The organism is Pseudomonas sp. MDT1-85, from assembly GCF_054898065.1.
In genome coordinates, this window is sequence record NZ_CM142715.1 from 5,203,287 (window position 1) to 5,216,310 (window position 13,024).

At 61.3% G+C, this 13,024-nt stretch carries 12 protein-coding genes and 1 pseudogene; 8 read left to right on the forward strand and 5 right to left on the reverse strand.

What is annotated here, in order from left to right:
- Positions 1–10: 10 nt before the first annotated feature.
- The 5 genes from purT to ACYZT2_RS23330 form a co-directional block, all read right to left on the reverse strand.
- Positions 11–1,192 (reverse strand): formate-dependent phosphoribosylglycinamide formyltransferase, encoded by a 1,182-nt coding sequence (purT, locus tag ACYZT2_RS23310; RefSeq protein ID WP_461967711.1) that lies wholly within the window; start codon positions 1,190–1,192, stop codon positions 11–13.
- A gap of 89 nt (positions 1,193–1,281) precedes the next feature.
- Positions 1,282–1,749: a preQ0 transporter gene (locus ACYZT2_RS23315; RefSeq protein WP_461967713.1), complete on the reverse strand. Its 468-nt coding sequence runs from the start codon at positions 1,747–1,749 to the stop codon at positions 1,282–1,284.
- A gap of 135 nt (positions 1,750–1,884) precedes the next feature.
- Positions 1,885–2,100 (reverse strand): DUF1289 domain-containing protein, encoded by a 216-nt coding sequence (locus ACYZT2_RS23320; RefSeq protein WP_461967715.1) that lies wholly within the window; start codon positions 2,098–2,100, stop codon positions 1,885–1,887.
- Positions 2,097–2,621 (reverse strand): gamma carbonic anhydrase family protein, encoded by a 525-nt coding sequence (locus tag ACYZT2_RS23325; RefSeq protein WP_007954617.1) that lies wholly within the window; start codon positions 2,619–2,621, stop codon positions 2,097–2,099. Before ACYZT2_RS23325 ends, ACYZT2_RS23320 begins: the two co-directional genes overlap by 4 nt.
- Before the next feature lie 63 nt (positions 2,622–2,684).
- Complete coding sequence (locus ACYZT2_RS23330) at positions 2,685–3,284, reverse strand: CoA pyrophosphatase (RefSeq protein ID WP_038981702.1); 600 nt, start codon at positions 3,282–3,284, stop codon at positions 2,685–2,687.
- Positions 3,285–3,430: 146 nt separating this feature from the next.
- On the opposite strand from ACYZT2_RS23330, the gene ACYZT2_RS23335 reads away from it, so the two are divergent.
- The 8 genes and pseudogenes from ACYZT2_RS23335 to ACYZT2_RS23370 form a co-directional block, all read left to right on the forward strand.
- On the forward strand, positions 3,431–3,982 hold the full coding sequence (locus tag ACYZT2_RS23335) for an NUDIX hydrolase (protein ID WP_253549617.1): 552 nt from the start codon (positions 3,431–3,433) through the stop codon (positions 3,980–3,982).
- Between the two features lie 65 nt (positions 3,983–4,047).
- Positions 4,048–4,551 (forward strand): L,D-transpeptidase family protein, encoded by a 504-nt coding sequence (locus tag ACYZT2_RS23340; protein WP_461967718.1) that lies wholly within the window; start codon positions 4,048–4,050, stop codon positions 4,549–4,551.
- A 294-nt stretch (positions 4,552–4,845) separates the two neighbouring features.
- Positions 4,846–5,577 carry a GntR family transcriptional regulator gene (locus ACYZT2_RS23345; protein WP_008014749.1) on the forward strand — a complete coding sequence of 244 codons (732 nt, stop codon included), beginning with the start codon at positions 4,846–4,848 and terminating at the stop codon, positions 5,575–5,577.
- An 84-nt stretch (positions 5,578–5,661) separates the two neighbouring features.
- The gene (nagA, locus tag ACYZT2_RS23350) at positions 5,662–6,768 is read left to right on the forward strand and encodes an N-acetylglucosamine-6-phosphate deacetylase (RefSeq protein WP_461967721.1); all 1,107 of its coding nucleotides are present in this window, start codon (positions 5,662–5,664) and stop codon (positions 6,766–6,768) included.
- Positions 6,749–7,771 carry an SIS domain-containing protein gene (locus tag ACYZT2_RS23355; RefSeq protein WP_461967723.1) on the forward strand — a complete coding sequence of 341 codons (1,023 nt, stop codon included), beginning with the start codon at positions 6,749–6,751 and terminating at the stop codon, positions 7,769–7,771. The genes nagA and ACYZT2_RS23355 overlap by 20 nt, the downstream gene beginning before the upstream one ends.
- 173 nt (positions 7,772–7,944) lie before the next feature.
- A complete protein-coding gene (gene ptsP / locus ACYZT2_RS23360) occupies positions 7,945–10,461 on the forward strand; it encodes a phosphoenolpyruvate--protein phosphotransferase (protein ID WP_461967725.1) in 2,517 nt (838 codons plus the stop codon).
- A gap of 66 nt (positions 10,462–10,527) precedes the next feature.
- Positions 10,528–12,243, forward strand: coding sequence for an N-acetylglucosamine-specific PTS transporter subunit IIBC (gene nagE / locus ACYZT2_RS23365; protein ID WP_461967727.1), 1,716 nt, complete (start codon positions 10,528–10,530; stop codon positions 12,241–12,243).
- 168 nt (positions 12,244–12,411) lie between these two features.
- Positions 12,412–13,020 (forward strand): annotated as a pseudogene (locus ACYZT2_RS23370) (efflux RND transporter permease subunit); the annotation flags it as partial.
- Positions 13,021–13,024: the final 4 nt, after the last annotated feature.

The window sequence follows — 13,024 nt, forward strand, 5'->3', positions numbered from 1 at the left end:
GCGCCTCGGTTTAGAGCTCTATAACAACAGCCTGGGAAGCACGGGTCGCTTTGGCCCGTGCAGCCTCGATCGACTCATCACGCGCCAACGCCACACCCATCCGACGCTGGCCATTCACCTCAGGCTTGCCGAACAGGCGCAACGCCGTATCCGGCTCGCTCAGCGCAGCGCCCAAATTGGCGAATGCGGTCTGAGTCGACTGCCCTTCCACCAGAATCACCGCCGAAGCCGAAGGCCCGAACTGACGGATCAATGGAATCGGCAGGCCGAGGATCGCCCGTGCGTGCAGCGCGAACTGCGACAGGTCCTGGGAAATCAGGGTCACCAGACCGGTGTCATGCGGGCGCGGCGAGACTTCGCTGAACCACACCTGATCACCTTTGATGAACAGTTCGACGCCAAACAGACCACGGCCACCCAGGGCTTCGGTCACGGCTTTGGCAACGCGCTCGGATTCAGCCAGAGCAACCGGGCTCATGGCTTGTGGCTGCCAGGATTCCTGGTAGTCGCCCTTCTCCTGACGGTGGCCAACCGGCGCACAGAACGTAGTGCCGCCAACGTGACGCACGGTCAGCAGGGTGATTTCGTAGTCGAAGTCGATGAAGCCTTCGATGATCACGCGACCTTTACCGGCGCGGCCACCTTCTTGAGCGTAATCCCAGGCCTTGCGCACGTCATCGACGCTGCGCAGCAGGCTCTGGCCCTTACCCGAGGAACTCATGACCGGTTTGACCACACAGGGGAAACCCAGATTTTCGACAGCCTTGCTGTAGTCCTCGAAGGTGTCGGCGAAGTGGTACGGCGACGTCGGCAGACCCAGCTCTTCGGCGGCCAGGCGACGGATGCCTTCGCGGTTCATGGTCAGCTGTGCGGCGCGAGCGGTCGGGATCACGGTGAAGCCTTCGGACTCCAGCTCTACCAGGGTCGCGGTGGCGATGGCTTCGATTTCCGGCACGATGAAGTGCGGCTTCTCGGCTTCGATCACTGCACGCAGGGCGGCGCCGTCGAGCATGTTGATCACATGGCTGCGATGGGCGACTTGCATGGCCGGCGCATTGGCGTAGCGATCGACGGCAATCACTTCAACGCCCAGGCGTTGCAACTCGATCACCACTTCCTTGCCCAACTCACCACAGCCACACATCAATACGCGGGTCGCGGTTGGCGACAATGGAGTTCCGATACGGGTCATCTCAGGTCCTCAAGAAGCGGATCATCGAGGGAAGCACGCTTCCCATGGGGAGAAAGCGCGGCATTTTACATGAACCTGAGGGTTTGGCTTCAGCTGGCGACAGCCTGATTACGCAAGCGCCAGGCCATGATCAGCCATACGACCGTCACACCTGCGAACTTCGAGCCCATGGCGGTGAGGATCACGGCCGGAGTGAACGCATCGATCATGCCGAAGAAGATGAAGGTGTCCAGCGGGATGCTCAGCGCCGAACTTATCCACAGGCGATCGTGCAATGGACGCTTGGTGATGCTGAACACCAGCCAGTCGATACACTCGGACACGGCGAACGCAGTGGCACTGGCCAGGGCAATGGACGGGTCGGAAGTGACGTAGGACAGCACCAACGCCACCAGCATCGCAGCGATCGCGCCGTGACCGAAACGGGTTTGCACCATGTCGCGCAGCACGAATATCAGCCCACCCCAGGCCGACCAGATGATGTCCAGGTGCGGGGCACTGGAAAAGGCGTAATTGATCAGCACGACGCTGCTGATGTAGGCGATCAGGAAGAGCATGGGGCGGGGGGATACCTGTCAATTTGGTGCACAGGGTACCGTAGGAGCTGACGAGTGCAACGAGGCTGCGATCTTTTGACGTTGTTTTTTAAAGGCAAGATCAAAAGATCGCAGCCTCGTTGCACTCGTCAGCTCCTACAGGTCGGGGGTTTTGCCCAACATCCAGATCAACCCGCTCGACTTCGCCCGCTCATGACACAACCCCAACACCTTGCGCCGCTCTGCGTTGTCCATCCGGCTCCAGCGGGTAATCTCTTCCACCGTGCGCTGACACCCGGTGCAAATATCATCCTCATCCAGCGCACAAATGCTCACGCACGGCGATGGAACCGGTCGTTCAATGGTGCTCATTCTTCCTGCTCGACCAGATCGCGGGCGTAACGCTGCGAGTTGTGCACATAGTGGGCGGCGCTGGCTTCGAGCATCTTCTTCTGCGGCTCGGTCAACTCGCGCACCACTTTGCCCGGTGAGCCCATGACCAGCGAACCGTCCGGAATTTCCTTGCCTTCACCGATCAGCGAGTTGGCGCCGATGATGCAGTTCTTGCCGATTTTCGCGCCGTTGAGGATCACCGCGTTGATGCCGATCAGGCTGTAATCGCCCACCGTGCAACCGTGGAGCATGGCGTTGTGGCCGATGGTCACGCCGGTGCCAATGGTCAGCGGGTAGCCCATGTCGGTGTGCATGACGGTGCCGTCCTGCACGTTGCTGTTCTTGCCGATCAGGATCAATTCGTTGTCGCCACGCAACACGGCGTTGAACCAGACGTTGGCGCCCTCTTCCAGTTTGACCTTGCCCACCAGCACGGCATTGGGTGCGACCCAGCTCTGCGGATGGGTTTCGACGCGGGCGTCGCCCAGGCGGTATTTCATCTTATTTTCCTCAAGGCTCAGACTGCCGCGGGTCCACGGGATCACGCCATACGCGCGATGGCTTCAGGTTTTGATAAAACTCTTGGGGGGTTGATGCAGGCTGATTTTCGCGTCATAGAGCAGGTTGATCAACTCGACGATCATGATCGCCGTCAGCCCCCAGATCTTGTACTCGCCATAACGGTAGCTCGGCACGTACCAACTGTGGCCCTGGTAGTCGATGCGGTGGGTGTGCTCTCGCGGGTCCTTGCGGAAGAACTCCAGCGGCACACTGAACACCGCGGCGATCTCGGCATCGTTGGCCTGGTATTCGACGAAATCCGGAATCACGCCGACATAGGGCGTGACCTTGATGCCGTGCAGGGAGATCAGCGGGCTCAGCGGACCGATCACTTCGACCAGCCCCGGCGGCAGGCCGATTTCTTCTTCGGCTTCGCGCAGGGCGGTAAAAATCAGGTCCGGGTCTTCGGGGTCGCGTCGACCGCCGGGGAAGGCGACTTCGCCGCCATGGGTCGAGAGCCCGCTGGCGCGAAGGGTCAGGACCAGTTCCGGTTCGTCACTGCGCGTGATAGGCACCAATACCGCGGCTTCGGGGAAACGTCGGTCGGTTTCCAGCGTACGCGGCGTGTGATTGCTTACCCGGTGCAGTAGCTCGTCCAGCATGAGTCTTCTCGATCTGTGCCTTACCCTGCATCATGCACCAATCGCACCGGCCGCCCAAGCCCCGAACAGCCCCATGTCGCGAAACGACAACTTGCCGACCGACACCGCTGCACGCCAAGATAGGCGCAGCATCCAGGAACCCAAGCATGAAATTTTGCAGCCAGTGCGGCAACCCGGTAACCCAGCGCATTCCCGAAGGCGATTCGCGCCTGCGTTTTGTCTGCGACAGCTGTCATACCATCCATTACCAGAACCCCAATATTGTCGCCGGCTGCGTGCCGACCTGGGGTTCGAAGGTGTTGCTGTGCCGTCGCGCCATCGAGCCACGGCTCGGTTACTGGACCCTGCCCGCCGGGTTCATGGAAAACGGTGAGACCATCGAACAGGCCGCCATTCGCGAGACCGCCGAAGAAGCCTGCGCCCGGGTGCGCAACCTGAGTATCTACACGCTGATCGACGTGCCGCACATCAGCCAGGTACATGTATTCTTTCGCGCCGAACTGGTGGACCTGGATTTTGCCGCGGGCCCCGAGAGCCTGGAAGTGCAACTGTTCGAGGAAGCCGACATCCCTTGGGGCGAACTGGCTTTCCGCACGGTGGGCCGTACCTTAGAATGCTTCTTCGCTGACCGGCGGACCGAGGTCTACCCCGTGCGGTCCGAATCGATCCCACCGCTCGTCCAGCCCGCCATCATTTAACGCACCTACACGTAAAAGCATCTATAAAATCAATATTCGCGACACCTTTTAGGGATATCGTTTCAATGCGCTGGTTGCTTGCCGTTTTTTGCTTGTCGTTCGTCGCTGTCAGCCAGGCTTCCTCCACGGAAACGCTGGACGGCAAAGTCATCGAAAAAGTTCTGGTTCTCAAATCTGCCCACCAATTGCAATTGATCAATGATGGCAAGCCGATCAGGACCTATCGCATTTCCCTGGGCAAACGCCCCAAGGGGCCAAAGCTGATGGAGGGTGACAAACGCACCCCCGAAGGCTTTTATTGGGTGGACTGGCGCAAGATCAGCGACCGTTTCAACCTGTCGATGCACATCTCCTACCCCAACATCAGCGACGCCGCCCGTGCCCGGCGCGAAGGCGTCGAGCCTGGCGGCATGATCATGATCCACGGCACCCCAGACACCGAAGACAACCCGGAAGATCTGTTCCATACGCTGGACTGGACCGACGGCTGCATCGCCATGCGCAACATGGACATGCGCGAGGTTTGGGGTCTGGTGCCGGATGGCACGATGATCGAGATTCGTCCGTAACGGCTACCTTCGGTCGATATCGAAAAAATAAAATCAAAAGATCGCAGCCTGCGGCAGCTCCTACCGGGTAGATACCATTCCCACCTGTAGGAGCTGCCGCAGGCTGCGATCTTTGCTTTTACAACCCCCAGCGCTAATACCACTTCAAACACCATCTCCTTCAGCCAACCCTACAAGGCAGGCTTTCGCACGCCATCAGCAAAGTACTGGCATTGACATGGTATTCAAGTGGTATTAGGTTTATTCCCACAACCGGGCGACAACAATCCTATATCCGCATCGGACCAAACCTAAATGAATGACCTCCAGGCCCTACGCCCTGACGACACCCAGCCCACGCCGTTGTACTTGCAACTGGCGCGCAATCTGGAAGCGGCGATCCATGCCGGCCAGTGGAAAGCCGAACAGGCGATGCCGTCGGAACGCAACCTCAGTGAACTGCTGGGGATCTCTCGCGTCACCGCACGCAAAGCGCTGGAAGTGCTGTTCGAGCAAGGCCTGATCCGCCGCAATCAGGGCTCCGGCACGTTCATCACGCCACGCCTGGAGCAACCGCTGTCACGCCTCTCGGGATTCAGTGAAATGCTCCGGCTCAAGGGCTTCGTCCCCGGCTCGCAATGGCTGGAACGGGAAATCACCCCGCCGACCCACGAAGAACTGATCCGCCTCGGCCTGTCGCCCAACGACAAGGTTGCGCGGCTCAAACGCTTGCGCAAAGCCGACGACACGGTGATGGCGATCGAGATGAGCACCCTGCCCGCCTCGATCATTCCCAAGCCGCAAGCGGTGGGCGATTCCCTCTACGAATACCTCGACGGCATCGGCAAACCGGTGGTCCGCGCCCTGCAACACATTCAGGCGATCAACGCCTCGGACGAATTCGCCGCCCTGGTGGGCATCGCTCCTGGCACCGCCATGCTGCTGATGACGCGGGTCGGCTACACGGAAGACAACACGCCAATCGAAGTCACCGACACCTATTGCCGCAACGACTACTACGACTTTGTCGCAGAGCTCCGTAGATAAAGAGCTCCGCAGATAAAGAGCTCCCTAGATAAAGAGCTTCGTCGATAAAGAGCTTCCTTGCTGACGAGCAAACGAGAACCGATCATGTCCGAAGACAACATCCTCACCGCCCACGGCTGGGTTCGCGGCCGGCTGATCCACGAACACGGCAAAGTCGTGTCCATCGACGGCCAGCCGTGCGATCCGGCAGACAACGACTTGCCTTACCTGCTGCCGGGTTTCATCGACCTGCACGTTCACGGCGGCGGTGGCAAAGACATCATGGAGGGCGCACCCGCCTTCGAAACCATCACCAGAACGCACGTGCGCTTCGGCACCACGTCGCTGCTGGCGACCACCATGACTGCGCCGAACGAAGAGATCTCGCGAGTACTCAAGGACATCGGCGAGTTCTGCGAGCAGCGGCCCAAAGGCAGCGCCCGGGTACTCGGCGTGCATCTGGAAGGCCCCTACATCAACCCCGGCAAACTCGGCGCTCAGCCGAATTTCGCCCACACCGCGTTGATGGCTGAAGTCGAAGAGTACTTGGCGCTGGCACCGATCCGGGTGATCACCATCGCCCCGGAAATCGCCGGCCACGACGGTTTGATCCGCGCCCTCAGCGCTCGCGGCGTGCGCATGCAAATCGGCCACACGCTGGGCAGTTACGAAGAAGGTGTCGCTGCGCTTGCGGCCGGCGCCAGCAGTTTCACCCACCTCTACAACGCCATGAGCCCGCTGCATCACCGCGAGCCGGGCATCGTCGGCGCGGCGCTGGCGCACGCCAAGTACGCCGAGCTGATTCCAGACCTGCTGCACGTGCATCCCGGCGCCATCCGCGTGGCCCTGCGCTCGATCCCGTGCCTGTATTGCGTCACCGATTCCACCGCCGCAGCCGGCATGCCCGACGGCGAATACAAACTCGGCAGCCACACCGTGACCAAATGCCTGGGCGGTGTGCGCCTGCCCGACGGCACGCTGGCCGGCAGCACCCTGACCATGGATCAGGCCCTGCGCAATCTGGTGAAGATCGGTTTGCCGATCAGCGAGGCCTCGCAACGACTTTCGCAGTTCCCCGCCGACTACCTCGGTCTACAAGAACGCGGACGCCTGCAACCTGGCGCCTGGGCCGACTGCGTGCGGCTGGATCGCTCACTCACACTGACCGCCGTCATGGTCGAAGGAGAAGACATTGACTTCAAAAATGCTTGAAGAGGCGCTGTCCTCGTTCGAGGCCGTGCAAGCCCAACTGCAGCTACTCGACCCGCAGATGATCGAGATCGCCGGACGCCTGCGTCGTCAGCCACCGCAAGTGGCGATGACTGTCGCTCGTGGCAGCTCCGACCATGCCGCGAGCTACTTTGCCTACCTGACCATGCAGCAACTGGGCATTCCAGTGGCGTCGTTGCCGATGTCGGTGGTGACCATGCAGCAAGCGCCGTTGAAGGTCAGCGGCCAGGTCGCGTTCGCCTTCTCGCAGTCGGGGCAAAGCCCGGATCTGGTGAACAGCCTGCGTCTGCTGCGCAAGCGCGGCGCCCTGAGCATCTCCATGGTCAACGCCGAGAATTCGCCTTTGGAAGCCGCCTGCGAATTCAGCCTGCCGCTGTGCGCCGGCACCGAAAGCAGCGTCGCCGCGACCAAGAGTTTTATCGCCACCCTCACCGCCAGCGCCCGCCTGATCGCCCACTGGAAAGAAGACGTGGAGTGGCTGGAAGCAGGCCTTGCCCTGCCGGAGGGTCTGCGCGAAGCGGCAAAACAGGACTGGAGCCTGGCCATCGATGCGTTGCGTGATTGTCAGCGCTTGATGGTGATCGGCCGTGGCGCCGGTTTCGCCATCGCCCAGGAAGCGGCCCTCAAATTCAAGGAAACCTCGGCGATCCAGGCCGAAGCCTTCAGCAGCGCCGAAGTCCGGCACGGCCCGATGGCGTTGATCGACGAGAACTATCCCCTGCTGATCTTCGCACCGCGCGGCGCCGAGCAGGCCGGATTGCTGAGCCTTGCGGCGGACATGCGCCAGCGCGGTGCCCGCGTGCTACTGGCCGCGCCGGATGACGTCGCCGAACGCGACCTGACCCTGAGCCGCGCCGAACACCCGGCCCTCGACCCGATTCTGGCGATCATGAGTTTCTACGTCATGGCCGCCGGTTTGGCCGTCGCCCGAGGCATGGACCCGGACCAGCCACGTCATTTGAGCAAAGTGACGCGCACGCACTAATTCGAATGGCGGGTGAGTAACCCTGTAGGAGCTGACGAGTGAAACGAGGCTGCGATAAAGAGCAAGATCAAAAGATCGCAGCCTCGTTTCACTCGTCAGCTCCTACAAGGAACACGTTAATCCGTACAGGGCGAGTTGATCCGAACCGTAGTTTTTACTGATGAGACCGAGCCATGCACAACAACAATAAAGAGCTGACCCTCAACGCCCCGCTCAGCGGCCCGGTGCTCACACTCGCCAAAGTCCCGGACCCGGTGTTCGCCAGTGGCGCGATGGGCGACGGGATCGCCATCGATCCGCTGAACGACACCCTGTACTCGCCCTGTGAAGCGGTCGTGACCCACGTCGCCCGCACTGGCCACGCCATCACCTTGCGCGCCGATAACGGTGCCGAGTTGCTGCTGCACCTGGGCCTCGATACGGTCGAGTTGCAGGGCGTCGGTTTCTCGATGCTGGTCAAGGAAGGTGCGCGCGTCAGCAATGGCCAGCCGCTGTTGCGTTATGACCTGGACCAGGTCGCGCAACAGTGCAAAAGCCTGGTCAGCCTGATGATCCTGACCAACAGTCAGGACTTTCAGGCGCGACCGATTACGCTGAAATCGGTGAAGGTTGGCGATCCGCTGCTGCACATCGTGCCGAAAGTGGCCAACGGTGTGCAGATCGACATTGAGGTCGACGGGATCGAGGTTCAGCGGCATGTTCATGTCGCCCATCGCGGCGGCCTGCACGCCCGGCCTGCCGCGCTGATCCGTCAGACCGCCCAGCAGTTCAAGAGCAAATCCTGGCTGCACTTCGCTGGCAAATCGGCGGCCTGCGACAGTTTGACCGGCCTGATGGGGCTGGCCGTCGGTGAGCAGGATGAAATCAAAGTCAGTTGCCAGGGACCGGACGCCGAGGCCGCGCTGCAAGCCCTGTTGGCGGCGTTATCCACAGCCCTGGCTGAAGACAGCCATGCCGCCGCGCCAGCACCGAGGGTCCAACGCAATCGCCCTGCCGAAGCGGGCGTATTGCATGGCGTGTGCGCAGCTCCCGGTCTGGTGGCTGGGCCGTTGTTTCGTCTGAACTCGATCAGCCTGCCGATGGATGCCGGTAATCATGATCCCGAGCAACAACGGCAAAGTCTGGACACAGCACTGATTTGGGTGCGCAGCGACATCGACGCCACGCTGGCCCAAGCAAAAAAGCACAAGAATACCGACGAAGAAGCCATCTTCGCCGCACACCTGGCGCTGCTCGAAGACCCGGCGCTGCTTGATGCCGCTTATCAATCCATCGACCACGGTACCGCTGCGACTCACGCCTGGAGCCAATCCATCGACGTGCAGTGCGAGGTGCTTCAGCAACTCGGCAGCCCGTTGCTGGCCGAACGCGCCAACGACCTGCGCGATCTCAAACAGCGCGTGCTGCGCGCCCTGCTCGGTGAAACCTGGCAGTACGACGTGCCGGCCGGCGCCATCGTCGCGGCCCATGAACTGACGCCATCCGACTTGCTGCAACTGAGCCTGCAAGGTGTGGCCGGGTTGTGCATGGCCGAGGGCGGTGCGACGTCCCATGTGGCGATTCTCGCTCGCGGAAAAGGCTTGCCGTGCATGGTTGCGCTGGGGTCGACGCTGCTGGATCACGAGCAAGGTCAAGCGGTGGTGCTGGATGCCGACGGTGGTCGCCTCGAACTGACGCCCAACGCTGCGCGCCTGGCCGAGGTGCATCAGGCGCAACTCGATCATCAGCAACGTCGCGCGCTGCAACAGTCTCAATCTCACACCCCGGCACTGACAGTTGATGGTTTGCACATCGAAGTCGCCGCCAATGTCGCTTCCAGCGCTGAAGCGGCCGATGCACTGGCCAATGGCGCCGATGGCGTCGGCCTGCTGCGCACCGAATTTCTGTTTGTGGAGCGCAACACCGCGCCGGACGAACAGGAACAACGCGTCGCCTATCAAGCCGTGCTCGATGCCATGGGTGACAAGTCGGTGATCATCCGCACCATCGACGTCGGCGGCGACAAGCAACTCGACTATTTACCGCTCCCCGTCGAAGCAAATCCAGTGCTCGGTTTGCGCGGTATTCGCCTGGCTCAGGTCCGTCCGGAACTGCTGGATCAGCAACTGCGCGCGCTGCTGCAGGTCAGCCCGTTGTCACGTTGCAGGATCCTGCTGCCGATGGTCACCGAAGTCGATGAACTGCTGCACATCCGCCAGCGTCTCGATGCGCTGTGCGGCGAACTCGGCCTGAGCCAACGCCCGGAGTTGGGGGTGATGATCGAAGTCCCGGCCGCCGCGCTGCTGGCCGAGCAACTGGCCGAACACGCGGACTTCTTGTCGATCGGCACCAACGATTTGTCCCAGTACACCCTGGCCATGGACCGCGACCACGCCGGCCTTGCCTCGCGGGTCGATGCGCTGCACCCGGCATTGCTGCGGCTGATCGCCCAGACCTGCGCCGGTGCGGCGGTGCATAACCGTTGGGTCGGCGTCTGCGGCGCCCTCGCCTCCGATCCGTTGGCCACGCCCGTGTTGATTGGCCTGGGGGTCAGCGAGTTGTCGGTGAGCCCGGTGCAGATCGGTGAAATCAAGGACCGCGTCCGCCATCTCGACGCCGGCGAATGCCGACGCATCAGCCAAGACCTGCTCAAGCTGAGCAGCGCCAGCGCGGTGCGTCACGCTTGTCACCAGCACTGGCCTCTGAGCTGAGCGACGACGACAACAGAACAACAGAACAACAGCGACTAGAACAACAAAAAGCCAGGGAGATCCGCCATGTACCAATACTTCATCGAAGGCCTGCAGCGCCTCGGTCGTGCGCTGATGCTGCCGATCGCAATCCTGCCGATTGCAGGGTTGCTGCTGCGCCTCGGCGACACCGATCTGCTGAACATCGCGATCATCCACGACGCCGGTCAGGTGATCTTCGCCAACCTGGCATTGATCTTCGCCATCGGCATCGCGGTCGGGTTCGCCAAGGACAACAACGGCACCGCAGGCCTGGCCGGGGTGATTGGCTATCTGGTGATGATCTCCACCCTCAAAGTGCTCGATGCGAGCATCAACATGGGCATGCTCGCCGGGATCGTCAGCGGCCTGATGGCCGGCGCGCTGTACAACCGCTTCAAAGACATCAAGTTGCCGGAGTACCTGGCATTCTTCGGCGGTCGGCGTTTTGTGCCGATCGTCACCGGGTTCGCCGCCGTCGGCCTGGGCGTCGTGTTTGGGTTCATCTGGCCGCCGATCCAGCACGGCATCAATGGCTTCGGCACGTTAATGATGGAGAGCGGCAGCTTCGGTGCTTTCGTCTTCGGCGTGTTCAACCGCCTGCTGATCGTCACCGGCCTGCACCACATCCTCAACAACATGGCGTGGTTCGTATTCGGCAACTTCACCGACCCGACCACCGGCGCCCTGGTGACGGGCGACCTGTCGCGCTACTTTGCCGGCGACCCGAAAGGTGGCCAGTTCATGACCGGCATGTTCCCGATGATGATCTTCGGCCTGCCCGCCGCCTGCCTGGCGATGTACCGCAACGCCTTGCCGGAACGGCGCAAAGTCATGGGCGGGATCTTCTTGTCCATGGCCCTGACCTCGTTTTTGACCGGCGTCACCGAACCGATCGAATTCGCCTTCATGTTCCTCGCGCCGATGCTGTTTTTGCTTCACGCGCTGCTGACGGGGTTGTCGATGGCCGTCACCAACCTGCTGAACATTCACCTGGGTTTTACGTTTTCAGGCGGCTTCATCGACATGGTCCTGGGCTGGGGTGAATCCACCAATGGCTGGCGGGTGGTTCCGGTGGGGCTGGCCTATGCGGTGATCTACTACGTTGTGTTTGATTTCTGTATTCGTCGGTTCAACTTGAAGACGCCGGGGCGTGAAGATGTGCCGACCGGCGACAAAGTGGTGGTCGCCGAGAATGAGCGCGCCGGGGCTTACATCAAGGCGCTGGGCGGTGTGCAGAATTTGATCACGGTCGGTGCGTGCACGACGCGGTTGCGGCTGGACATGGTTGATCGCAACAAGGCATCCGATGCGGACTTGAAAGCGTTGGGGGCGATGGCTGTTGTTCGTCCGGGTAAAGGTGGAAGTTTGCAGGTCATCGTTGGGCCGATGGCCGACAGCATTGCCGATGAAATCCGGTTGGCGATGCCGGCTTTGGGGCGCGCGGTTATTGCCTCTCCCGCTGCCGTTGTCGATGTACCTGAAACCGCCACTGTGGCGAACACAGAAGCCCAGCAATGGCTGAAGGCACTGGGCGGCGGCGACAACGTGCTGCAAATGGATTGCGTGGCCATGACCCGGATTCGCTTGCAACTGGCGGATGGCACGGCGTTGTCGGAGGGTCAGTTGAAAGCGCTTGGTTGCCAGGGAGTCAGTCAATTGGACGGTGGCGTGTGGCACCTGTTGATTGGCGACAAAGCGCCGAGTTTAAGTTGTGCGCTGCAAGCATTGGTTAATCGCAGTGAGGTGAGTGCCAGGGTTTAAATCGTTGTCGATCTGAAGTCAGTCTTCGCGGGCAAGCCTCGCTCCTACAGAGAGATGGCGACCGACACATACCCTGTAGGAGCGAGGCTTGCCCGCGAAGAGGCCCGCACGGCCAATGAAAACTCAAAGCCCACTGACCGTCACAGGTCGAGCGGGCTTTTTTTCATTGTGCCGACCGCCATCAGCGGTAATTTCCAGGGCGCGGCCCAGGCGTTCCAGAGTTCGCTGGCCAGCCAGCCGTGGCTGATTCTGGCGGCGCTGGTGGCGGTGTACATCATTCTTGGCGTTCTGTACGAGAGCTTCGTGCACCCGCTGACCATCATCTCGACCCTGCCCTCGGCGGGGCTCGGGGCGGTGATCATGCTGTGGATCTGCGGCCAGGATTTTTCGATCATGGCGCTGATCGGGCTGGTGCTGCTGATCGGCATCGTCAAGAAGAACGGCATTCTGATGATCGACTTTGCGCTGGACGCCCAGCGCAACCGTGGCTTGCCGCCGGAAGAGGCGATCTATGAGGCGTGTATGACGCGGCTCCGGCCGATCATCATGACCACCCTCGCCGCCCTGCTCGGCGCCTTGCCGCTGATGCTCGGCTACGGCACCGGCGCAGAACTGCGCCAACCATTGGGCATCGCGGTGGTCGGCGGTTTGCTGGTAAGCCAGGCGCTGACGCTGTTCACCACGCCGGTCATATACTTGTGGCTTGAGCGGCTATTCCATCGGCACTCTCTCCCACCAGCATCAGCACCGCTAACGGCGCTGGCGACCACAGACTGAGACG

Bases quoted from the DNA above. Each gene is read 5' to 3' on its own strand.
- purT (WP_461967711.1), bottom strand. From the start codon at position 1,192: ATGACCCGTATCGGAACTCCATTGTCGCCAACCGCGACCCGCGTATTG.
- ACYZT2_RS23315 (WP_461967713.1), bottom strand. From the start codon at position 1,749: ATGCTCTTCCTGATCGCCTACATCAGCAGCGTCGTGCTGATCAATTAC.
- ACYZT2_RS23320 (WP_461967715.1), bottom strand. From the start codon at position 2,100: ATGAGCACCATTGAACGACCGGTTCCATCGCCGTGCGTGAGCATTTGT.
- ACYZT2_RS23325 (WP_007954617.1), bottom strand. From the start codon at position 2,621: ATGAAATACCGCCTGGGCGACGCCCGCGTCGAAACCCATCCGCAGAGC.
- ACYZT2_RS23330 (WP_038981702.1), bottom strand. From the start codon at position 3,284: ATGCTGGACGAGCTACTGCACCGGGTAAGCAATCACACGCCGCGTACG.
- ACYZT2_RS23335 (WP_253549617.1), top strand. From the start codon at position 3,431: ATGAAATTTTGCAGCCAGTGCGGCAACCCGGTAACCCAGCGCATTCCC.
- ACYZT2_RS23340 (WP_461967718.1), top strand. From the start codon at position 4,048: ATGCGCTGGTTGCTTGCCGTTTTTTGCTTGTCGTTCGTCGCTGTCAGC.
- ACYZT2_RS23345 (WP_008014749.1), top strand. From the start codon at position 4,846: ATGAATGACCTCCAGGCCCTACGCCCTGACGACACCCAGCCCACGCCG.
- nagA (WP_461967721.1), top strand. From the start codon at position 5,662: ATGTCCGAAGACAACATCCTCACCGCCCACGGCTGGGTTCGCGGCCGG.
- ptsP (WP_461967725.1), top strand. From the start codon at position 7,945: ATGCACAACAACAATAAAGAGCTGACCCTCAACGCCCCGCTCAGCGGC.
- nagE (WP_461967727.1), top strand. From the start codon at position 10,528: ATGTACCAATACTTCATCGAAGGCCTGCAGCGCCTCGGTCGTGCGCTG.